Source organism: Amycolatopsis sp. cg9 (assembly GCF_041346945.1).
Taxonomy (GTDB): Bacteria; Actinomycetota; Actinomycetes; order Mycobacteriales; family Pseudonocardiaceae; genus Amycolatopsis.
In genome coordinates, this window is sequence record NZ_CP166850.1 from 8,342,575 (window position 1) to 8,363,793 (window position 21,219).

At 74.0% G+C, this 21,219-nt stretch carries 13 protein-coding genes; 6 read left to right on the forward strand and 7 right to left on the reverse strand.

Annotated elements, in window-relative coordinates; all coding sequences use genetic code 11:
- Positions 1–2: 2 nt before the first annotated feature.
- A complete protein-coding gene (locus AB5J73_RS38645; protein WP_370963765.1) occupies positions 3–4,622 on the forward strand; it encodes a DUF6531 domain-containing protein in 4,620 nt (1,539 codons plus the stop codon).
- 5 nt (positions 4,623–4,627) lie between these two features.
- Here AB5J73_RS38645 and AB5J73_RS38650 read toward each other — a convergent pair whose 3' ends face one another.
- The 5 genes from AB5J73_RS38650 to AB5J73_RS38670 form a co-directional block, all read right to left on the reverse strand.
- On the reverse strand, positions 4,628–5,227 hold the full coding sequence (locus AB5J73_RS38650) for a TetR/AcrR family transcriptional regulator (RefSeq protein WP_370963766.1): 600 nt from the start codon (positions 5,225–5,227) through the stop codon (positions 4,628–4,630).
- 28 nt (positions 5,228–5,255) lie between these two features.
- Positions 5,256–6,257: a hypothetical protein gene (locus tag AB5J73_RS38655; RefSeq protein ID WP_370963767.1), complete on the reverse strand. Its 1,002-nt coding sequence runs from the start codon at positions 6,255–6,257 to the stop codon at positions 5,256–5,258.
- Positions 6,254–7,693, reverse strand: a complete 1,440-nt coding sequence (locus tag AB5J73_RS38660; protein ID WP_370963768.1) for an FAD-dependent oxidoreductase — start codon at positions 7,691–7,693, stop codon at positions 6,254–6,256. The genes AB5J73_RS38655 and AB5J73_RS38660 overlap by 4 nt, the downstream gene beginning before the upstream one ends.
- A 97-nt stretch (positions 7,694–7,790) precedes the next feature.
- Positions 7,791–8,588: an alpha/beta fold hydrolase gene (locus AB5J73_RS38665; protein ID WP_370963769.1), complete on the reverse strand. Its 798-nt coding sequence runs from the start codon at positions 8,586–8,588 to the stop codon at positions 7,791–7,793.
- 55 nt (positions 8,589–8,643) lie between these two features.
- Positions 8,644–9,312 carry a TetR family transcriptional regulator gene (locus AB5J73_RS38670; RefSeq protein WP_370963770.1) on the reverse strand — a complete coding sequence of 223 codons (669 nt, stop codon included), beginning with the start codon at positions 9,310–9,312 and terminating at the stop codon, positions 8,644–8,646.
- 131 nt (positions 9,313–9,443) lie between these two features.
- Here AB5J73_RS38670 and AB5J73_RS38675 point away from each other — a divergent pair, with 131 nt between their 5' ends.
- The 3 genes from AB5J73_RS38675 (at position 9,444) to AB5J73_RS38685 (ending at position 12,059) form a co-directional block, all read left to right on the forward strand.
- On the forward strand, positions 9,444–10,352 hold the full coding sequence (locus AB5J73_RS38675; protein ID WP_370963771.1) for an SDR family NAD(P)-dependent oxidoreductase: 909 nt from the start codon (positions 9,444–9,446) through the stop codon (positions 10,350–10,352).
- Positions 10,353–10,428: 76 nt separating this feature from the next.
- On the forward strand, positions 10,429–11,283 hold the full coding sequence (locus AB5J73_RS38680; RefSeq protein WP_370963772.1) for a helix-turn-helix domain-containing protein: 855 nt from the start codon (positions 10,429–10,431) through the stop codon (positions 11,281–11,283).
- A complete protein-coding gene (locus AB5J73_RS38685) occupies positions 11,280–12,059 on the forward strand; it encodes an SDR family NAD(P)-dependent oxidoreductase (protein WP_370963773.1) in 780 nt (259 codons plus the stop codon). The genes AB5J73_RS38680 and AB5J73_RS38685 overlap by 4 nt, the downstream gene beginning before the upstream one ends.
- Positions 12,060–12,781: 722 nt before the next feature.
- Here AB5J73_RS38685 and AB5J73_RS38690 read toward each other — a convergent pair.
- Complete coding sequence (locus tag AB5J73_RS38690) at positions 12,782–13,225, reverse strand: MarR family winged helix-turn-helix transcriptional regulator (RefSeq protein ID WP_370963774.1); 444 nt, start codon at positions 13,223–13,225, stop codon at positions 12,782–12,784.
- Between the two features lie 63 nt (positions 13,226–13,288).
- On the opposite strand from AB5J73_RS38690, the gene AB5J73_RS38695 reads away from it, so the two are divergent.
- Both AB5J73_RS38695 and AB5J73_RS38700 read left to right on the forward strand, forming a co-directional pair.
- Positions 13,289–13,978 carry an SDR family NAD(P)-dependent oxidoreductase gene (locus tag AB5J73_RS38695; protein ID WP_370963775.1) on the forward strand — a complete coding sequence of 230 codons (690 nt, stop codon included), beginning with the start codon at positions 13,289–13,291 and terminating at the stop codon, positions 13,976–13,978.
- 38 nt (positions 13,979–14,016) lie between these two features.
- Positions 14,017–20,301, forward strand: a complete 6,285-nt coding sequence (locus AB5J73_RS38700; RefSeq protein WP_370963776.1) for an SDR family NAD(P)-dependent oxidoreductase — start codon at positions 14,017–14,019, stop codon at positions 20,299–20,301.
- On the opposite strand, the gene AB5J73_RS38705 is transcribed toward AB5J73_RS38700, so the two are convergent.
- On the reverse strand, positions 20,285–21,184 hold the full coding sequence (locus AB5J73_RS38705) for an SAM-dependent methyltransferase (protein ID WP_370963777.1): 900 nt from the start codon (positions 21,182–21,184) through the stop codon (positions 20,285–20,287). The genes AB5J73_RS38700 and AB5J73_RS38705 overlap by 17 nt on opposite strands.
- Positions 21,185–21,219 lie beyond the last annotated feature (35 nt).

Genomic DNA, 21,219 nt, shown 5'->3' on the forward strand with positions numbered 1-21,219 from the left:
TCATGGGGAATCCCCTGGTTGCGGAGACCAAGGACTCGACCAAGGCGTACTCGGGTATCTCGCTGCTGGAGTCGGCGAACGACCTGAAGTCGGCGATCGAATCGGGGGACTGGGCTTCGGTCGCGATGGGTGCGGTGGGCACCGCGCTGGACGCGTTGTCGATGGCCATGGATCCCTTCGGTGCCGTGCTGGCGGCCGGGGTGGGGTGGCTGATGGAACACGTCGGCCCGCTGAAGGAAGCGTTGAACGGTTTGACCGGCAACGCCGATGAGATCGCCGCGCAGGCCGAGACGTGGAAGAACGTCGCGACCGAGCTGGGCGGTGTCGGTGAGGACCTGGCCGGGATGGTGAAGGCCGACACCGCGTCCTGGTCCGGTCCTGCGGCTGACTCCTACCGTCAGCGGGCTCAGGACACGGTGACGTTGCTGGAGACGGCGCAGAAGGGGTGTGAAGGCGCTTCCAGTGGGGTGAAGACCGCCGGTGAGGTGGTGGCGGCGGTGCGGGCGCTGGTGCGGGACATCATCGCGGAGCTGATCGGGCATTTGATCAGCTGGGCGTTGCAGGTGGTGTTCACCCTGGGGATCGGGTTGACGTGGGTGGTGCCGCAGGTCATCGGGGCGGTCGCGAAGACGGCGTCGAAGATCGCCGACCTGGTGAAGCGGCTGGTGACGGCGTTGAAGGCGTTGGTGCCGCTGCTGAAGCGGGCCGGGGATTTGTTCGATGACGCGGCGAAGGCGTTGAAGAACGTCAAGCCGGGTAAGGCCGGTCCGCCGCCGAAGCACGGCGACATCAACGGCAGCCCGAAGGGGATCGACGGGCCGGGTGGCAAGGGTGGTGGGCCGGGCGGGCCGGGCGGCAAGGACGGGGACGGGACCCACACCTCCGGCGCCAAGGGCGATCCCGGCACCCCACCCAAGAGCGACCCGCCGCCCAAACCGGACACGCCACCCAAGAACGATCCGCCGGTCAGCCCGCCGCCGCCGAAGGTCGAGACGCCGCCGTCCGGCGGCACGCCCAAGGGCGCTCCCAAGAGCGACCCGAAGGGCGACGGCCCGCGCGATCGCGCCCAGCCCTCGGACAGCAAGACCTACTGCGGCGACCCCGTGGACATCGCGACCGGCGAGGTCGTGATGACCCAGGTCGACCTGGTCCTGCCGGGCGACGCGGGCGACCTCGAGCTGTCGCGCACCCACCTCTCGGCCTACCGCGCGGGCCGGTGGTTCGGCCGCTCGTGGGCGTCCACTTTGGACCAGCGGCTGGCGGTCGGCCCGGACGCGGTCCGGTTCTACGCCGAAGACGGCATGGTCCTCGTCTACCCGGTGCCCGCCGACGGCGCCGTGCTTCCGCTGGAGGGCCCGCGCCTCCCGCTGCACCGCTCCCCCGCCGGCTACCGCCTGGCCGCCGGTGACCGTGAACTGCACTTCGCCGAGGACGGCCGGCTCTCCGCGATCGAGCGGAACGGCAGCCGCACCGAGATCGCCTACGCCGCCGACGGCACGCCCGCCGCGCTGCGCCGCGACGACGGCGTCGAGCTCCGGATCGGCACGGACGGCGGCCGCGTGGTCGCGCTCGGCGCGCCCGGGGCCGCGCCGCTGGTCCGGTTCGGCTACAACCGGCTCGGGCAGCTGACCACGATCGCGGACTTCGCGGGCCGCCCGATGAACCTGGACTACGACTACGACCACCGGCTCGTCGGCTGGCGGGACCGCACCGGCACCTGGTACCGCTACGTCTACGACGCCGAGGGCCGCTGCGTCCGCGCCGTCGGGGCGAACGGCTTCTACAACGCGGCCTTCGCCTACGCCCCCGGCGTCACCCGGCACACCGACGCGCTCGGCCACACCTGGACCTACCGGCTCAACGACGCCCGGCAGCTGGTCGGGCGGACCGACCCGCTCGGGAACACCCGCCGGTACACGTGGAGCCGCCACGACCAGCTGCTGTCCCAAGTGGACGAACTGGGCCGCGAAACCCGCTACGACTACCGGGACGGCGAGCTGGCCACCGTCATCCGGCCCGACGGCTCCGTCGTCCGGACGGCCCCCGCCGCCGCGGGCGAAGTGCGGCTGCAGGCGGGCGACGGGGACGCCGCCGTCCAGCGCGTGGTGCCCGCGGCCGACCCGTTCACCGCCCTGCCCGGCGCGGCCGTCGTCCCGGCCGGGACCGCGACGGCGCCCGACCCGCTCGCCGACGCGCCGGTGACCGACGCGTCGGTGCGCCCCGGCGACCGCGACCTGTTCGGCAGGCCCCAGCTCGTGCACACCGCGTCCGGCGGCGCCGCCCGGCTGGGCTGGACGGCCGAGGGCCGCCGCGCCTGGCGGATCGGCCCGCACGGCGACCGGGAAACCTGGCTGCACGACGCCGAAGGGCAGGTCGTCGAGCACCGCGACGCGGCCGGGGGCGTGCGGCGCCGCCGCTACGGCCCGTTCGGGCTCCCGGTGGCCGACATCGACGCGACCGGCGCGCGCACGACCTACACCCACGACGGCGAGCTGCGGCTCACGTCGGTGACGAACCCGGCCGGGCGGACCTGGCACTACGCCTACGACCCGGCCGGGCGCCTGGTCTCCGAGACCGACTACGACGGCCGCCGGCTCACCTTCGCCTACGACGAGGCCGGGCAGCTGCGGCGGATGACCAACGGCAGCGGCGAGGCCACCGAGTTCGCCTACGACCTCCTCGGCAACGTGGTCGAGCGGCGCACGGCCGAGGACATCACCCGCTACGCCTACGACGCGCTCGGGCGGCTCGCGCTGGCCGAGAACGCCGAAGCCCGGCTGGAGCTCACCCGCGACCGGCGCGGCCGGCTGATCGCCGAGACGGTCAACGGGCTCGGTGTCGCGTGGGACCACGGCGAAACGGTCCTGCGCCGGCGCACGTCGTCCGGTGTGGACAGTGAGTGGCGCTTCGACGGCGACGGCCTGCCCCGATCGCTGCGGATCGCCGGGCACGACGTCGGGTTCGAGCACGACCCGGCCGGGCGCGAGGTCACCCGCAGCGTCGACGGCGAAGTCGTGCTGCGGCGGCGGTTCTGCGTGGAGGACCGGATCGCGTCGGAGGAGATCGCGGGCGTCGGGCTCCGCACGTACGGCTACCGGCCCGACGGCAGGCTCGCCGCGGTCGGGGACGCCACGCGGCCGTGGCGGCTCGAATTCGACGCCGCGGGCCGCGTCAGCGAGGCGCACGGGCCCGGCGGCACCGAGCGGTTCACCCGCGACGCGGCGGGCCGGCTCACCGCCGGCCACGGCGAAACCCGGTACACCGGGGACGCGCAGGGCCGGGTCACCACGCGGTCGCGCGGCGAGCGGTCCTGGACGTACTCGTGGGACGGGCTGGACCGGCTGCGCGGCGTGCGCACCCCGGACGGCGCGCGCTGGACGTACCACTACGACCCGCTGGGCCGCCGGTTCGCCAAGCGGCGCTGGGTCACCGGTGCCGGCGGCGCAGCCGAGCTCGCCGGGGACACGCGTTTCCTCTGGAGCGGCTTCGACCTCGTGGAGCGGGTCGAGCTCGACCCGGACGGCTCGCGGCGGGTCCTGACGTGGGAGCGCCACCCCGCCGACGGCCACCCGGTCGTGCAGGTCGAGCGGACCGCGGCCGGCGAGCGGTTCCGCTGCGTCATCACCACCCCGGCCGGCACCCCGACCGAGCTGCTGGACGAGCGGGGCGCGGTGACCTGGCGCGACCACAGCGCCTTCTGGGGCGCGCCGCTGCCGGGCGCCGACACCGCGGCCGTGCCGCTGGCCTTCCCCGGCCAGCACCGGGACGAGGAAACCGGGCTGCACTACAACGTGTTCCGCTACTACGACCCGGAAACCGCGCGCTACCTCAGCCAGGACCCGCTCGGCCTCGCGGCCGCCCCCGACCCGGCGGGCTACGTCGCCGAGCCGCTGCTGACCGGCGACCCGCTCGGTCTCGTGGGCACCTGCGGCAAATCCGGGCCGCCGTCGCAGAAGCGGCCCCGCCCGGACGACTTCGACGAGCACCCGGACCTCAAGCCACCGCCGTCGAAGAAGCCCGACCTCGGCGTCGACGTCAACCGCATGACGCGCGAGGAGTGGGAGGCGTTCAAGCCGAAGCTGGACGACATGATGAAGGCGGACAAGCACTTCTTCTGGTCCGGCGGGTACAAGCAGGGCCACGGTGGGCCGGACGACCCGTACCTGGGCTCGATCGAGTTCAAGGCCAACTCGGTCGCCAAGCAGCACGGCGGCAACACCCTCGAAGGCCTGGTCGCCGACAACCACCTGAAGATGCCCGGCTGGGTCGACGACAAGATGATGAAGGACCCGGGCAAGGGCTACTGGTCGCACGGCGACCACGGGACGTCCAACCTGGACCAGAAGACGTTCGTCAAGGAGAAGTGGGACCACGCTTCGGAAACGTTCGCGAAGAACTCGAACGCCGACACCCACGTCGTCTTCCCGGACAAGCCGGGCGCGCAGACGAGCACCGGCATCCCGAACCCGAACGGCGACATCTACCCGTACCGGCGCCCGGACAACATCTTCGACGAGATCGAGTACAAGAAGCTCGAGGAGAAGGGCATCCAGGTCACCGAGCACAACGCCGAGACCGGCGCGACGAAGCCGTACCAGAAGCCGCCGTCGAAGCAGCCCTGACGCCGCTAGCCGCCGAGGGCCGGGCCGAGCCAGCGGCGGACCAGCGCGCGCAGCTCGTCGTCGGCGGGCGGCGGCGTCGTCGGGTGCTGCAGGAAGGACATGAACAGGCGCATCAGGATCTCGGCGAGGCCGCGGAGGTCCTCCTCGGTGGTGACGCCCGCCGCCGCCCAGTCGACCGGGACGTTGCGCAGGATGCGCGTGCCGAACGAGAAGGCGAGCGGCGAGATCACCCCGTCGGTGAAGAAGTCGGCCTCGCCCGCCTGCAGGAGGAGGCCGAGGTGGGGCTCGCCGGGGACCGTGCGGACGGCCCACACCACCGATTCCACCGCCGCTTCGGTGGCGGTGCCGAACGAGGCCAGGTGGCGTTCCATCCGTCCGGCGAACTCCTCGACCCCGGCCAGCCCGACCGCGCGGAGGATGTCCTTGAGGCCCGGGAAGTAGCGGTAGACGGTCTGCCGGGTCACGCCGGCTTCGGCGGCCACATCGGACAGGCTCGTCTTGGCCAGCCCCACGCGGTCGAGGCACGCCGTCGCCGCCTCGACGATGCGGCGGCGTGCCTCGTCCTCCGTACCGGGCGGGTTGCCCCGCCATCCGTGGTGCCCCATGCCCGCCATCTTCCCCGACCGGGCCCGGTCACACCGGGGCAGGGCGGCGGGCCCGGTGCAGCGCGGCCAGCACCAAGCCGGCCGCGACGAAGCAGGCGAGCGCGTAGAGCCCGCTTTCGAGCGGGACCTCGGGGAGCGCGGAGAGCCAGATGACCGCCAGGACGCCCAGGTAGGCGGCCGGGTAGATCCGTGCGAAGGCGGACACCGGCTCGGGCGACCGCCGGGTGGCGACGATCCAGCCGCCGGCCAGCCAGACCGCGGCCAGCTCGACGCCGAGGATCCAGGCCTGTGCCGTGAAATTCCCCTGGACCAGGCTCGCCGGCAGGCCCGCGATCACCATCGCGAACGGGGTGAGCACGCCGGCCAGCAGGAACGCGGCGGGGCCCTTCAGGCGCACGACCAGGTAGGTCATCGCCGCCATCGAGACGGAGGCGAACAGCAGCATGCTGGTCATCGGCACGGTCGCCAGTGCGGGGTGGTTGACGATGGCGTTGCCGGGGTTCCAGGCCCACCACTTCAGCGGCGGCCCGATCTGGTCGAAGACCTCGTAGAACACCTGGCACACGAAGGCGACGGCCACCGAGCCGGGCAGCGCGCCGCGGCGGAAGATCCCGAGCGACCGCACCACCTCGTACGCGAGCTGGCTGAACGCCGGGTAGAACGCCACGATGTAGAGCGGCAGCCGGTCTCCCATGAACTGCACGGTGAACCGGTTGTGGGCGAAGATGAAGCCGTACAGCTCGTCGAGGCCGAACCACTCCGGGAAGTACAGCGGCGGCTCGGTGACGAACAGGTAGACCAGGGACGCGCCCCACAGCGCCAGGTTGACCGGATCGCCCGCGCGGTACCGGCGGAGGGCGTGCACCAGCGCGAAGACGGCGCCGGCGACGACGAGCGCTTCGAGCACCGGTAGCGTCCAGTTCGCCAGGTCCCACGGGAAGCGGACCGACACCACCGGGGCGACGTCGTGGCAGTCGAAGCCGAGCCCGCGCGTGACGGCCTCGGCGTCCGGCCCGCACGCCGGGCTCATCGCGCGGCCGCCGTCGAATAGTCCGTGGCCGGCGGTTCGGCGCGGGGATCGAACCCGAACGGAACCCGGTGCCGCCCCAGCGCCGCGCGGACGCGGTAGCGCACGAGCCCCGCGAGCACGCGCGGGTTGCGCAGCATGTCCCCCAGCGGCTCGTCGAGGTTGAACACCCTGGCGAAGTGCGCGTCGACGACGTCGTCTTCCCGGGCGGCGCCGACGATCAGGCTGAACGCCGGCGCGGACACGGCCGCGAGGACGCGGCGCCGCCACTCGGGCGGCTTCTCGGTGCCGTCGGCGCACGCGTAGCCCTGGTCACGGGCCATCGCGAGGCGCCACGGCACCTGGAGCGCCTTCCGCTGCGCGGCCAGGAAGCGCTTGCCGAACCCGTCGTCGAGCCGACCGGCGCGGGCGAGGTGGTCACGCAAGAGCAGCGCCGAACCCGCCGCGGAGCTGATGCCCTGGGCGTAGAAGGGGTTGAAGGCACAGATGGCGTCACCGACGAACGCCAGGCCGCGCGGGGGTGTGCGCAGGCGGTCGTAGCGGCGCCACTTGTTGCCGGTCGAGCGGGTGAGGTGCACTTCGGACGTCGGCTCGCACCGGTCCATCGCGGCGGCGAACAACGGCGTCCGCACCCGGCGGGCCACGTCGGCGAACGCGTCGGTGGTGCGGGGCATTTCGAGCCCCCACGAGCCCATGCAGGCGATGACCCGGTTGCCTTCGACGGGGAAGAAGTTGACCAGGAAGTCGTGCTCGGCCGGGTGGTCACCCTTGTCCGGGGTCGGCATGATCACCAGGTGCCGCCACCACCAGGACGCCGGGCGCTCGGCGGGCAGGTCGTACCAGCGTGAGGTGTAGGTGACCTTGGCGTCGAGGGTCCGCGTCTCCGGCTCGGGCCAGCCGGCCGCGGCCAGCCAGCCGGCGACCGGGGAGCCGCGGCCCGTCGCGTCCACGACGAAATCGGCGTCGAGGTGCTCGCCGCCGGCCTCGACCCCGGTGACCGCCCCGCCCGCGAAGGTCAGGCCGCCGGCGGTGGTCCCTTCGCGGATGACGACGTTCGGCAGCTCCCGCACCTTGTCGCGCAGCACCCGCTCGATGAGGATCCGCGAGCCGTAGATCATCGTCATCGCACTGCGCTTGCGCGCCGACCAGCCCTCGCCGTCGAGGTAGGCGGCGTCCATCGACGGCATCAGGTGCAGCCCGCCCGCCGCAATCAGGTCGTCCTCGAAGCCGGGGAACAGCGCGCCGATCGCCCGCCGCCCCGAGTTCAGCAGGAAGTGCGGGTGCTTGCTCTGCGGCACCCCGCGCCGGTGTTCGGCGCCGGCCGGGAGCCGGTCCCGTTCCAGCACGAGCACCCGCTCGAAGAAGGGGGCGAGGGCCCCGGCGGTGCAGAGCCCGGCGGCGCTGCCGCCCAGGACGACGGCGTTCCGGCCGAGCCGCATGCGGATCAACTCCCGTCATTCATACAAAGTGACGACGAATGTATGAATGACCGGGCCGGTGTGTCAAGGCGGCCGTTCGCGCGGGCACGGCCGCCCGTCAGCGCCCGGCGATCCCGCGGACGGCGTCGGCCACGGCACCGAAGTCCTTGCGCAGGATCGCCCCGTGGTTGCTGCCGACCTTCTCGCTCGTGACGTTCGGATTCCGCCCGGTCACCGCGTCGAGGCTGACGCGGATGCGCTCCTGCTCGTCCCCCTTGCTGCCGAAGGAGGTTCCCGACGCGACGACGTACCGGACGGGGACCGTGAGGCCGTCCAGCACCGGGCCCAGCTCGCGCTCGCGGGAGAGCTTGCCGAGCTCGATGTTGCTCTCGGCCTGCTGCGCGGCGGTCATCCGCGGGGCCAGGCCGGTCGGGCGCAGCAGCGGGAGGAACCAGCTCATCCGCTTGAACAGCTTGCGGATCCGCTGCTCCATGGCGTCGTCCAGCCAGTCGTGCGGGTACGCGCCGTCGACCAGGACCGCGCCCAGGGTGCGTCCGGGGTTGCGGTGCGCCCAGTGCGCGGCGACGACCGCGCCGTAGGACCAGCCGACCACCACCGCCCGCTCCACCCCGCGGGCGGCGAGCACGGCGTCGACGTCGCGGACGGCGGCTTCGAAGGAGTAGTCCGCCGAGCGCCGCGACTTGCCGCGGGCGCGCTCGTCGTAGGTGATGTGCCGGAAGCCGTCCCCGAGCTCGGCGAGGACCCGCTTCCAGTAGCCCTGGGTGGCGAACTGGCCGTTGAGGTAGACCACCGGGACACCGGGGCCGCCGGTGTCGGTGACGGCCAGCGCCGTGTCTTCGACGGCCACCAGGCCGGTCCAGGGCGAGCGGGCCGGGGAGATCGCGTTCTTCGTCATGACCGCTACTTTCGGCGGCCCGGCTGACACCACCCGGACATCGCGCTGACACGGCTCAGCCGCTGCGGGCCATGGCGCCCGAGATCAGCATCGTCAGCCCGTGCTGCAGCGCCGGCGCCAGCTCCAGGTGCAGTGCCTTCAGCGCCGGGTCCGCCTCGTACGCCGCGAGCGCGCTCGGCGCCGGGCGGCAGTGCGTCCACAACCCGCCCGTCATGATCATCGCCATCAGGCAGACCGAAGCCGCCTCCGTGCCCACCTCGGGGACGTACCGGCGGAGCAGGTCGGCCATCGACTCCAGGCCGGCCAGCGCCGACTGCTTGAACCGCACCACGACGTCGACGGACACGTTGTGCTCCAGGACACCCGCCTGCGCGCCGATCAGGTCGCACAGCACCGTGCGGCGGGCCAGGGACTGGGCGACCACCGTCGCGAACGCGTCGCCGCGCTCCCGGGCCGGCCGGTCGCGGTCGACGCCCGCGGCCAGCTCGTCCGCCACCTCGGCCAGCCAGTCCCGCAAGGCACCCTGGAGCAGTTCGAGCAGGACCGCTTCGCGGGATTCGAAGTAGCGCAGCACGTTGGACTTGGCCAGGCCGACCCGGCGGCTGAGCTCGTTGAGGCTCACGTCGGCCACCGGCATCTCGTCGAGCATGGCCAGCGCCGTGTCGAGGATCGTGCGCCGCCGCTCCTCTCGCTGCTCCGCGCTGCGCGCTCGCTGGAACGTCATGAGATCAGCCTAACGCCCTTCGCCCGAAGTTAAAGACCGACAGTCTCTTGACAATAGACCGCCGGTTCCTTAGCGTCGGTCTCATAACAGACCGCCGGTCCGCAAGGGCCGCCACCGGAGGGACCCCCGACATGGGCACGAACTGGACCGACCGCGACGTCCCGAGCCAGCAGGGCCGCGTCGCCGTGATCACCGGCGCCAACACCGGGCTCGGCTTCGACACGGCCAAGGTGCTGGCCGAGCGCGGCGCGACGCTGGTGCTCGCCGTGCGCGACGTCGAGAAGGGCAAGAAAGCGGCCGCCCGGCTGGGCGCGAACGCCGACGTCACCGTGCAGGAGCTGGACCTCGCGTCCCTGGACTCCGTCCGCGCCGCCGCGGCCGAGCTGCGCGGGACGCTGCCGAAGATCGACCTGCTCATCAACAACGCCGGCGTCATGTACCCGCCGCGGCAGACCACCCGCGAGGGCTTCGAGCTGCAGTTCGGCACCAACCACCTCGGGCACTTCGCGTTCACCGGCCTGCTGCTGGACCTCCTGCTGCCGGTCGAGGGCTCCCGGGTCGTGACGGTCGCCAGCATCGCCCACCGGATCCGCGCCGCGATCCACTTCGACGACCTGCAGTGGGAGAACTCCTACGACCGCGTCGCCGCCTACGGGCAGGCCAAGCTCGCCAACCTGATGTTCAGCTACGAACTGCAGCGCCGCCTGGCGCCGCGGGGCACCACCGCCGCCGTCGCCGCCCACCCCGGGGTGGCGCGCACCGAGCTGATGCGCAACTCCCCCGCGATCGCCCGCGCGCTCTTCCCGGCCGTCGCGCCGCTGTTCACCCAGAGCTCGGAGCGGGGCGCGCTCCCGATCCTGCGCGCCGCGACCGACCCCGCCGCCCTCGGCGGCCAGTACTACGGCCCCGACGGTCTCGGCGGCTACCGCGGCCGCCCGCAGGTCGTCGCCTCGAGCCCGCAGTCCTACGACGTCGCGGTGCAGCGGCGCTTGTGGACGGTGTCGGAGGAGCTCACCGGGGTCAAGTTCCCGGTCGGCTGATCCGTCCACAACGGACTGACGTCCCTGGGGGTGACAGGACCAGGCACCGGCACCGCGCGCGGATTACCGTGAAGTGGTGACCGACGAACCGAACCTCCTGGGCGATCACCTCCGCGCCCGCCGGGAGCTGCTGACCCCCGAGCAGGCCGGCGTCCCGGCCGTCGGGGTGCGGCGGGTGCCGGGGCTGCGCCGGGAAGAGGTCGCGCTGCTGGCCGGCATCAGCGCCGACTACTACCTGCGCCTGGAGCAGGGCCGCGACCGCAACCCCTCGCGGCAGGTCCTCGAAGCGATCGCCCGCGTGCTGCAGCTCGACGACGACACCACGGCGTACCTGATCGGCCTCACCGAGCACCGGCCGCGGAAACGGCGACGGCGCCGTCGGAAGGAGACCGTCCCGCCGGGCATGGTCAAGTTCCTCGCGGCGGTCGGGCTGCCCGCGTTCGTCGAGGGCCGCTACCTCGACGTGCTGGCGGCCAACCCGCTCGCCGAGGCGATCTCACCGCGGCTCGTCGCCGGGGCCAACCGGCTGCGGGACGTGTTCCTCGACCCGGCCGAGCGGGCCCTCTTCCCCGACTGGCACCTCGCCACCCAGGGTCTGGTGGCGGGGTTCCGCCAGTCGGTCGGGACCGAGACCGACGACCCGCGGTTCATCGAGCTCGTCGGGGAGCTTTCCCTGGCCAGTCCCCGGTTCCGCGAGCTGTGGGCCCGCCACGACGTCGCGAACCGGCGGGGCGCGACCGTGCGCTTCGACCACCCGCAGGTCGGCGAACTGGTGCTGAACCGGGAAAAGCTGGTGCTCAGCGACGCGCCCGGGCTCGTGCTCGCGGTCTACCACCCCGATCCCGGTACCGACGCCGCGGACAAGCTGGCGTTGCTCGGCTCCGCCGCGCTGGCACCGGCCCCACCCCTCCGGAAGGACGTCCGATCATGAGCAAGCTCGCCCTCGTCACCGGCGCCACGTCGGGCATCGGCCGGGCGTTCGCCGAGCGCCTGGCCGCCGACGGCCACGACCTGGTGCTCGTCGGCCGGCGCCGGGAACGGCTCGACGAGTTCGCCGCCGCCCACACCGAAGTCGAGGTCCGCACGGTGGCGGCGGACCTGGCCACCGACGACGGCATCGACGCGGTCGCGGAGATCGCCGGCGGCGAGCCCCTCGACCTGCTGGTGAACAACGCGGGCGTCGCGCACTACATGCCGCTGGCCGACCTGTCCGCGAACCAGGCCCGCGAACTGGTCAAGGTCAAGGTCCTCGCCCCCACGCTGCTGTCCCGCGCGGCCGTGGCGGGCATGGTGGAACGCGGCCGGGGCGCGATCGTGAACGTGGCGGGAATGATCGCCTTCAGCGGCCCCGCCCCGCAGGCCCGGCTGCCGCGGCGGACGGTCTACGCCGGAACCCTGGCCCACCTGGTCACGATGTCGCAGACGCTCGGCGCCGAACTCGATGGCACCGGCGTCCGCGTCCAGGTGGTGTGCCCGGGGGTGGTCGCGACCGAGTTCCACTCCCGCCAAGGTCTGGACCTGAGCGCGGTCCCGCGGATGAGCGCGGCCGACGTCGTTTCGGCTTCGCTGCGCGGGCTGGAGCTGGGCGAGGTCGTGTGCGCACCGGGCGTGGAAGACGCCGGGCTGCTGACGTCGGTCTTCGAGGCGGAGCTGGCCGCGTTCGGCGGGCAGCGGCCTGAACTCGCCTCCCGCTACCGGCCGGCCTGATTTGTGCAGCGACATTCACCACCCGCGAGGGTCGCTCCCAGTGTGGAATGAGTGACGGCTCAGCGCACGTCCGCGGAGCCCGCCGAGGACGTGAACGCGGGCAGGCTTCGAGCCACGCGCCAGAGCTCCGCGGGCGCGGGTCCACGGCACGAGGCGGACGGCATCGGCGTCGACGTCAGGCTTGACGGCGCCACGCACGCAGCCGACCTCGACCTGGGCACCAGCCCCTCGAAGAGAGGCAGAACCGAAAACCGGCCGAGCTGCCGAGCGCCGTCAACGCGCCAAAGAATCGTTGCGCCGGGGCCCTTCGAACATCGCCGGTGACGCCGTTGCCCAGGTCTTCGACGAGAACGGTTTCTCCACCCGGCTCGCGAATCGCGTCGTCGACAACGTTCCCTGATATCACCCGGTCGCCTTGCGGGAACACGGGCTCTGCGTGAGCCTGAACGATTCCGCGAAGGGTCTCGACCCCGCGACCCATGCGAAGCATGCCGAGAAGCCCGTCCGCGCCGATTCCCCGCCGAAGCCCTCGGCGCGGCATCGGCGTTCGGGATCAAGAAGGCTCTTGGCGCACTTCCACTCGGTCAGCTGCACAAAGCGTTGAGAGCCATGATTCCGCTCACCTGCCCGGATCCGGACACCTGCCCGGCCCGGAAGGACGTCGTGAAGACCTACATTTCCCCCGTCCTGAGCGAAGATCCGAAAGCGCTCGTCGCCGGACTTCACTGATCGCGATCCCCGGAAGCCTTCAGCAGCAACCGGTGCAGGGTGTCCTGCTCGCGCGGGGTCAGCCGCGCGAGCAGCTCTTCCGTCACCACGCCCGAGATCTGCTCGGTCTTCGCCACCATCGCGCGGCCTTCTCCGGTCAGCGTCAGGACGTGCCGGCGCCGGTCCTCCGTGTCCCGTTCGCGTCGCACCCAGCCTGCGGCCTCCAGGCGGTCGAGCACCTTCACCAGGTCGCTGCGGTCGAGGCCGAGGCGGTCGGCGACGGACTGCTGGGACAGCGGGCCGTACTCGCCGACGCAGACCAGGACGTAGAAGTCGCGCAACGACGTGCCGATCGCCGCCAGCTCTTCGTCGATGCGGGCGACGCCGGTGCGGTGGAGGCGGCCCATCAGGTAAGTGGGCCAGCGCAGCAGGGCGCGGGGGCGGTCGGCGGCGGACATGACGTGATCCTAGGTCACGAAAGCGGGTTGGCACAATTGTAGGAGTTCCCTACAGTAGGGGACATGAACGAATCCAAAGTCGCCCTCGTCACCGGCGCGAGCCGGGCGCAAGGGCTCGGCTTCGCCGTCGCCCGCGAGCTCGCCACCCGCGGCTACCACGCCGTCCTCGCCGGGCGGAACCTCGAGCGGACGAGGGAGCTGGCCGCCCTGCTGGCCGCCGAAGGGCTCTCCGCCGACGCCGTGCGCCTCGACATCACCGACCCCGGAGACATCACCGCCTGCGTCGAGCACCTCCGCGGCCCGGCCGGACGGCTCGACGCGCTGGTCAACAACGCCGCCACCATGCCCGACTTCACCGTGACGTCCCTGCTGGACGCGGACATGGCCGCCGCCCGCGCCTCCTACGACGTCGCCGTCCTCGGCTCCTGGGCCCTCACCCAGGCCTGCCTGCCGCTGCTGCGGGCCGCGCCCGCCGCCCGGATCGTCAACGTCTCCAGCGGGGCCGCCGCGCAGATCGGCGCCGGCGTCGAAGCCGTCCGGGCGCCCGGGTACGCGCTGGCCAAGTACGCCCTCGAAGGCCTGACCGCGGCCCTCGCCGCCGAACTGCGCGGCACCGGGATCCACGTCGAAGCGGTCGATCCCGGCTCGGTGGCCACCCACCCCGAACGCGGCGACGACGCCGACGACCGCTCGCCCGCCGAAGCCGCGCTCGACATCGCCGCGGCGGCGACCGGCGAGTCCACAAAGGACTGATCCACCGGCAGGCGGCCGAATCCCGCTAGGTTGGTTCCATGGGGAGAGTCCACACCGATCTGCTGCGCCCGTTGCCGTCGCTCGTCCAGGCGCACCCGGGTGACATCCCGGCGTTTTCCGACGGCACGCGCTCGGTCACCTATGGGGAACTCGCGGAATCGAGCGCCCGGATCGCCGGCGCGCTCGGCGTGGCCCGGGGCGAGAAGGTGCTGCTGCACGTCGGCCGCCGGGTCGAATACGTCGAAGCCCTGCTGGCCGTGGTGCGCGCGGCGGCGATCGGGGTGCCGGTCAACGCCGGCGCGACCGACGCCGAGCTCGCCGCGATCGCCGACGACTCCGGCGCCGTCCTGCTGCTCACCGAGGCTCGGCAGCTGGACCGGGCCCGGAAGCTGGCGGCGGACCGGCCGCACCTGCGCGTGCTGGCGGTGGAAGGCCTCGAAGGGGACGGCGCGCCCCGGGACGACCTCGGCCTGGCCGAACCCGCCTGGCTGCTCTACACCTCCGGCACGGCCGGGCGCCCGAAAGGCGTGCTGACCACGCAGCGGGCGGTGCTGTGGTCGGTCGCCGCGTGCTACTCCCCCGTGCTGGGGCTCGGCCGGGAGGACACCGTGCTGTGGCCGCTGCCGGTCCACCACGCCTACGCGTTGTCGCTCGCGGTGGCCGGGACGATCGCCGCCGGCGCGCACACCCGGCTGGCCGGCCGCGTCGACGCGGAGCTGCTCGCCGCGCACCCGGGCTGCGTGCTCGGCGGGGTTCCCGCCACGTTTGCCGCCCTGCGCCACGAAATCCGCGGTCCGGTCGTGCCGCCGCGGCTGTCCCTCACCGCCGGGGCCGTCTGCGGGCCGGTCGCGCGCGCCGCCGTGCGCGACCTGTTCGGCACGCCGCTCGTGGACGGCTACGGCAGCACCGAAACGAGCGGGAAGATCGCCGTCGGCCGGTCCGGGGAAACCGGGCTGACCCCGGTGCCCGGCGTCGAAATCCGGGTCGACGCGGGCGAGGTCCTCGTCCGCGGGCCCGGGCTGATGCTCGGGTACCACGGGCGGCCCGCGCTCGGCGAAGGCTGGTACCGCACCGGGGACGCGGGCCGGTTCGAGGCCGGGAAGCTCTTCCTCGACGGGCGGGTCGACGACGTCATCGTCTGCGGCGGCCAGAACGTCCACCCCGCCGAGGTCGAAGCCGTCCTGGCGGAATCGCCGTCGGTGCGGGACGTGCTCGTCGGCAAGCGGCCCGACGAGATCGTCGGCGAGGTCCCGATCGCCTTCGTCGTGCCCGCGGGCGGGGAGCTCGACGCCGCCGGACTGCGGCGGTTGTGCCGGGAAAAGCTGTCCCCGTACAAGATCCCCGTCGCCTTCCACGTGGTCGACGAGATCCCACGCACGCCGTCGGGCAAACCGCTGCGCCGGGCGGTGACCGCGCCGGTGCCGGACGACCTGACCGGGCTCGTGCGAGCCGAGCTGGTCGAGCTGGCCGGGCACGACGTCGGCGACGGCTGGCTCGACCGGCCGTTCGCGGAACTCGGCCTGACGTCGCTGGCCGGGGTGCAGCTGCGGCACCGGCTGGCCGAATACGCGGGGACTCCCCTGCCCGTCTCGCTGATCTACGACTTCCCCACACCGCGCCAGGTGATCGCGGAACTCGCGAGGGACACCGGCGCGGCCGCGCCGGTGACCACGGCGGCGCCGGCGGACGAGCCGATCGCCGTCGTCGCGATGGCCTGCCGGTTCCCGGGGGGCGTGCGGACGCCGGAAGACCTGTGGCGGCTGGTCTCCGAGGGCGCGGACGCGACCGGCGGCTTCCCGGCCGACCGCGGCTGGGACCTGGCCGGGCTGTACGACCCGGACCCGGACCGGCTCGGGACTTCGGTGACCGAGCGCGGCGGATTCCTCTACGACGCCGGGGACTTCGACGCCGGGTTCTTCGGGATCTCGCCGAAGGAAGCGCTCGCCACCGACCCCCAGCAGCGGCTGCTGCTCGAGACCACGTGGGAGGTCTTCGAACGCGCCGGTCTCGACCGCGCCACCCTGCGGGGCAGCGACACCGGCGTCTACGTCGGGGTGATGAACGAGGACTACGCGAGCCGCTTCGACAGCCACGAGCTCGAGGCCTGGCTGGGCATCGGGTCGTCGCACGCGGTCGCGTCGGGCCGGCTCGCCTACACGTTCGGGCTGACCGGGCCGACGCTCACCGTGGACACCGCGTGCTCGTCGTCGCTGGTGGCCCTGCACCTGGCGGTGAAAGCCCTGCGCGGCGGCGAATGCTCGCTCGCCGTCGCCGGCGGCGCCACGGTGATGGCCACGCCGCGGACGTTCCTCGCCTTCAGCCGCCAGCGCGGGCTGTCCCCGGACGGGCGCTGCCGGCCCTACGCCGCCGGCGCCGACGGCACCGCGTGGGCCGAAGGCGCCGGAGTGGTGCTGCTGGAACGGCTTTCGGACGCACGCCGGCACGGCCACCCCGTGCTGGCGCTGCTGCGCGGGTCCGCGGTCAACTCCGACGGTGCCTCGAACGGGCTGACCGCCCCGAGCGGCCGCGCGCAGCGGGCGGTGGTCGCCGCGGCACTGGCGGACGCCGGCCTGGCCCCGGCGGACGTCGACGCGGTGGAAGGCCACGGCACGGCCACGCCGCTGGGCGACCCGATCGAAGCGGAAGCGCTGATCGCCGCGTACGGCAGCGGCCGCGGGAAACCGTTGTGGCTCGGCTCGGTGAAGTCGAACATCGGCCACACCCAAGCCGCGGCGGGCGTCGCCGGGGTGGTCAAGATGGTGCTCGCCCTGCAGCACGGGCAGCTGCCGCCCTCGCGCTACGCGGACGACCCGAGCCCGCGCATCGACTGGTCCTCGGGTGCGGTGGCGTTGCTCGCGGAAGCCCAGCCGTGGCCCGCCGGCGAGCGGCCGCGGCGTGCCGGGGTGTCGGCGTTCGGGATCGGCGGCACGAACGCCCACGTCCTGCTGGAAGAAGCCCCGCCGGAGGCCCCGGTCGCGTCGCCCGGGTTCCCGGCCGCGCCCTGGCTGCTCAGCGCCGACGACGAACACGCGCTGCGGGCCGTCGCGGCGGGCGTGGCCGACACGCCCGGCAGTGCCGACGTCGCTTTCACCCTCGCGGCCCGCCCGGCGCTGCGGCACCGCGTGCTCGCCGGCGACCGGGAAACGGTGCGCGCGATCGCCGCCGGCGCGGTGCGCGGGCGGACGGTCCGCGGCGAACCGCGGCTCGCGTTCCTGTTCTCCGGGCAGGGAACCCAACGGCCGGGCATGGGACGCGAGCTGGCCGGGACCTTCCCGGAGTTCGCCGCCGCCTTCGACGAGGTGTGCGACGAGCTGGGCACCTCGGCACCCGACCTCCTTTCGGCCGACCTCGGCCACACCGAGCACGCCCAAGCCGCGTTGTTCGCCTTCCAGGTCGCGCAGTTCCGGCTGCTCGATTCGTGGGGCCTGCGACCGGACGTCGTGCTCGGTCACTCCGCAGGCGAGATCGCCGCCGCGCACGTCGCCGGTGCCCTGTCCCTGCCGGACGCGGCCGCGCTGGTGACCGCGCGCGGCCGCCTGATGGCCGCGCTGCCGCCGGGCGGCGCGATGATCGCCGTCCCGGTGACCGAAGCCCGGGCCGAGGCGGCGATCAGCGGCGGGCCGGTCGCGATCGCGGCCGTCAACGGGGAACGCTCGGTGGTGCTCTCCGGTGAAGAGGCGGCGGTCACCGCCGTCGCCGGCCGCCTGGGCGGTGGCACCCGCCTGCGCGTCGGCCACGCTTTCCACTCCCCGCTGATGGACCCGATGCTGGCCGGGTTGCGGGCCGAGATCGCCGGGATCCGGCACCGCCGCCCGGCGATCCCGTTCGTCTCCGCTCTGACCGGCGCGCGGTTCGACCCGGCGAGCGGGCCGGAGCACTGGGTGCGGCACGTCCGGCAGCCGGTGCGCTTCGCCGACGCGGTCGCGGCCGCCGCCCCGGGCGCCGCGCTCGAAATCGGCCCGGCCGCGGTGCTCAGCCGCGTCGTCGACGCCGCGGTCACCACCACCGCCGAGGGCGCGGGCGTGCTCACCGCGCTCGGCGCCCTGCACACCGCGGGCGTCCCGGTCGGCTGGCGGAAGGTGTTCCGGGGCAGCGGGGCCCGGATCGTCCCGCTGCCGACGTACCCCTTCCGGCGGACGCGCTACTGGCTGGACCCGGCGGTGCCTGCCGGACCGGGCCACGCGCTGCTCGGGCCGCCGCTGGCAGCCCCGGACTCGCCCCGGATCGTGCACGGCGGCGCGCTCACCCCGCGGGCGCACGGCTGGCTGGCCGACCACGTCGTCGGCGGGGTGCCGGTGGTGCCGGGCGCGGTGTTCGCCGAACTCGCGCTGCACGCGGGAGCGGCCGCCGTCGACGAGCTCGTCCTGGAGGTCCCGCTGCCCGTCGAAGACCACGACCTGCAGGTCGTCGTCGACGGGCCGCGGTTCGACGCCTACGCCCGGCCGAACGCCGGTCAGCCGTGGCGGCGGCACGCCACCGGACGGCTCCGCCCGGCCGGGCCGCCGCCCGAGCCGTGGAAAACCGAGTGGCCGCCGGCGGAAGCGACCGAGATCGACGTCCCCGCGGCCTACGAGCGGCAGGCCTACGGGCCCGCTTTCCGCGCGGTCACCCGGTTGTGGCGCGACGGCGACGACGTCTTCGCCGAGATCGAGCTCCCGCCGGGGGTGGGCGGCGCCTTCGAGGTGCATCCCGTGCTGCTGGACGCCGCGGTGCACGCGGCCGCGCTCACGGCTCCGGACGCGGAACCGCGGATGCCGTTCCTCTGGAGCGGCGTCGAGCTGTACGCACCGCGGATCCGGCAAGCGCGGGTGCACGTCACCGCCGACGGGCCCGGCACCGTCGGCGTCACGGTGTTCGGCACCGACGGTGCCCCGCTCGCCCGGGTGGAAGCCATGGTCACCAAGCCGGCGAGCCCGGCGGCCACGATGCTGTACCGCCCGCGCTGGGTGCCGGTGGCGCCGGTCCCGGCGGGCGAGCCGGTGACCGTCCTCGAGGCGCCGGCCGGCGACGTCCGCACGGCGGCCGCCGGCGCGTTGCGGCTCCTGCAGCGGCGGCTGGCCGAACCCGGCCGGCTGGCGCTCGTGACGCGCAACGCGACCGGTCCCGAGCCCGACCTGGCCGCCGCGGCGGTGTGGGGCCTCGGGTGTTCGGCGGCCGCGGAGTACCCCGGCCGGCTCACGGTGGTCGACCTGGACCCGGGAGCCGCGGCGGACGTGCCGGGCCTGGTCGGCGACGGCGCGGAACCGCAGATCGCCGTCCACGGCGGGGTGCCCCACGTGTTCCGCGTCGCGCGGGCGACGCCGCCGGCCGGGCGGCCGATCGATCCGGCCGGAACCGTGCTGGTCACCGGCGGCACGGGAGCGCTCGGCGCGCTGGTCGCCCGTCACCTCGTGCGCACCCACGGCGTCCGGCACCTGGTGCTGGTGAGCCGGCGCGGCCCGGCGGCACCGGGCGCTGCCGAACTGGCCGAGCTGGGTCCGGACGTCCGGATCGTCGCCGCGGACGCCGCCGACCCGGCCGCGATGCGGCGCCTGGTCGAGGCGTGCGACCCGCCGCTGACCGCCGTCGTGCACTCGGCCGCCGTGGTCGACGACGGCGTCCTGGCCGCCCAGACACCCGAGCGGATCGACGCGGTGCTCGGCCCGAAAGCGGACGCGGCGCTGGTCCTAGACGAGGTGACGCGCGAGCTGCCGCTGACGGCGTTCGTGCTGTTCTCCTCGATCGCGGGCACCTTCGGCAAGGCGGGCCAGGCGAACTACGCCGCCGCGAACCGGTTCCTGGACGCGCTCGCGGCCCGCCGTCGGGCGGCCGGCCTCCCCGCCGTTTCGCTGGCGTGGGGCCTGTGGGAGGTCGGCACCGGGCTCGGCGACCGGATCTCCGCGACCGCCCACCGCCGGATCACCGCTTCCGGCGTCACGGGACTGACGGCGGAGCAGGGCCTGGAGCTGTTCGACGCGGCCCTGGGGTCCGCGGAGCCGGTGCTGATCCCCGCGCGCTTCACCCAGCCCCCGACGGCGGTGCACGCGCGCCCCGCCACGGGTTCCCGCCCGTGGCCGAGGCAGCCGGACGGGCCCGAGCTCCGCGACCTGCTGCGCGCGGAGGTGGCCGCGGTGCTCGGCCACCCGGATCCGCACGCGATCGCCGACGACCGGCCGTTCCCCGAACTGGGCTTCGATTCGCTGACCACGCTGGAGATCCGCAACCGCGTCACGGCCCGAGCGGGCCTCGAGCTGCCGGCGGCAGCGCTGTTCGACCACCCGACGGTGGCCGCACTGGCCGGGTACCTGGCGGCGCGGCTCGGGGGTGCTACCGGATCCCGGTGAGGTAGCGGACGCCGCCCATCCGCAAGCCGTCCTCCGCCAGCGGCGGTAGTCCGTAGGCGGCGAACAGGTCCCGGACGCTGCGCCCGGTCACCGCCCAGCCGAGGCCGGCCAGGTAGGGGGCGGCTTCGTTGCGCGCGCCGAAGTACCGCAGCCCCGCGTGGTCGAGGTCGAACCCGTGCTCGCGCCAGCGCGCGGAGATGCGGTCGAGGCTCCCTTTGATCCGCTCCTCCTCGCCCGGCCGCGGGTTCGGCCGGCTCTCGGTCGCCACCCGGCTCCCCGGCGCGCTGAGTCCGGTGAGGGTGTCCAGCAACCGGTCCTGCGCCTCCGGCGGCAGGTAGCCCAGCAGGCCTTCGGCACTCCACGCCGTCGGCCGGCCGGGGTCGAACCCGACGGCCCGCAGCGCGCCGGCCCAGTCGTCGCGCAGATCCACCGCGGCCACCCGCCGGTCGGCCGTGGGCGTCGCCCCCAGGCCGGCCAGGGTCCGGGTCTTGAACTCGGCAACCTGCGGCTGGTCGGCCTCGAAGACCACCGTCCCGGGTGGCCAGGGCAGCCGGTAGGCCCGGGAATCCAGCCCCGAAGCCAGGATCACGACCTGCGTGACGCCCGCGCCCGCCGCGTCGAGGAAGAAGTCGTCGTAGAACTTGGTGCGCACCTTGGCGCCGTCGATCGCGCCGCGCCCGACGAGGTCGCCGGGAGCCGTCTCGCCGGTCGCGAGCCGGGTGAGGAGGTCGACGCCGACCGCCCGCACGAGCGGCGCGGCGAACGGGTCGTCGACCAGGTTCTCCCGGCTCGCCACCGCCCGCGCGACGGCGGCCAGGGTGGCGGTCGCGCCGACACCGGTGGCGGGGTCCCAGCTGTCGCCGTCGTGCCTGGTGGATGTCATGTCCTGCCTTGCCTTCCGGGGATCTTCCGCCGGTG

Coding starts and splice junctions, on each gene's coding strand:
- AB5J73_RS38685 (WP_370963773.1), top strand. CDS start 11,280: ATGAGCAAGCTCGCCCTCGTCACCGGCGCCACGTCGGGCATCGGCCGG.
- AB5J73_RS38670 (WP_370963770.1), bottom strand. CDS start 9,312: ATGACGTTCCAGCGAGCGCGCAGCGCGGAGCAGCGAGAGGAGCGGCGG.
- AB5J73_RS38655 (WP_370963767.1), bottom strand. CDS start 6,257: ATGAGCCCGGCGTGCGGGCCGGACGCCGAGGCCGTCACGCGCGGGCTC.
- AB5J73_RS38705 (WP_370963777.1), bottom strand. CDS start 21,184: ATGACATCCACCAGGCACGACGGCGACAGCTGGGACCCCGCCACCGGT.
- AB5J73_RS38690 (WP_370963774.1), bottom strand. CDS start 13,225: ATGTCCGCCGCCGACCGCCCCCGCGCCCTGCTGCGCTGGCCCACTTAC.
- AB5J73_RS38660 (WP_370963768.1), bottom strand. CDS start 7,693: ATGCGGCTCGGCCGGAACGCCGTCGTCCTGGGCGGCAGCGCCGCCGGG.
- AB5J73_RS38675 (WP_370963771.1), top strand. CDS start 9,444: ATGGGCACGAACTGGACCGACCGCGACGTCCCGAGCCAGCAGGGCCGC.
- AB5J73_RS38700 (WP_370963776.1), top strand. CDS start 14,017: ATGGGGAGAGTCCACACCGATCTGCTGCGCCCGTTGCCGTCGCTCGTC.
- AB5J73_RS38650 (WP_370963766.1), bottom strand. CDS start 5,227: ATGGGGCACCACGGATGGCGGGGCAACCCGCCCGGTACGGAGGACGAG.
- AB5J73_RS38665 (WP_370963769.1), bottom strand. CDS start 8,588: ATGACGAAGAACGCGATCTCCCCGGCCCGCTCGCCCTGGACCGGCCTG.
- AB5J73_RS38695 (WP_370963775.1), top strand. CDS start 13,289: ATGAACGAATCCAAAGTCGCCCTCGTCACCGGCGCGAGCCGGGCGCAA.
- AB5J73_RS38645 (WP_370963765.1), top strand. CDS start 3: ATGGGGAATCCCCTGGTTGCGGAGACCAAGGACTCGACCAAGGCGTAC.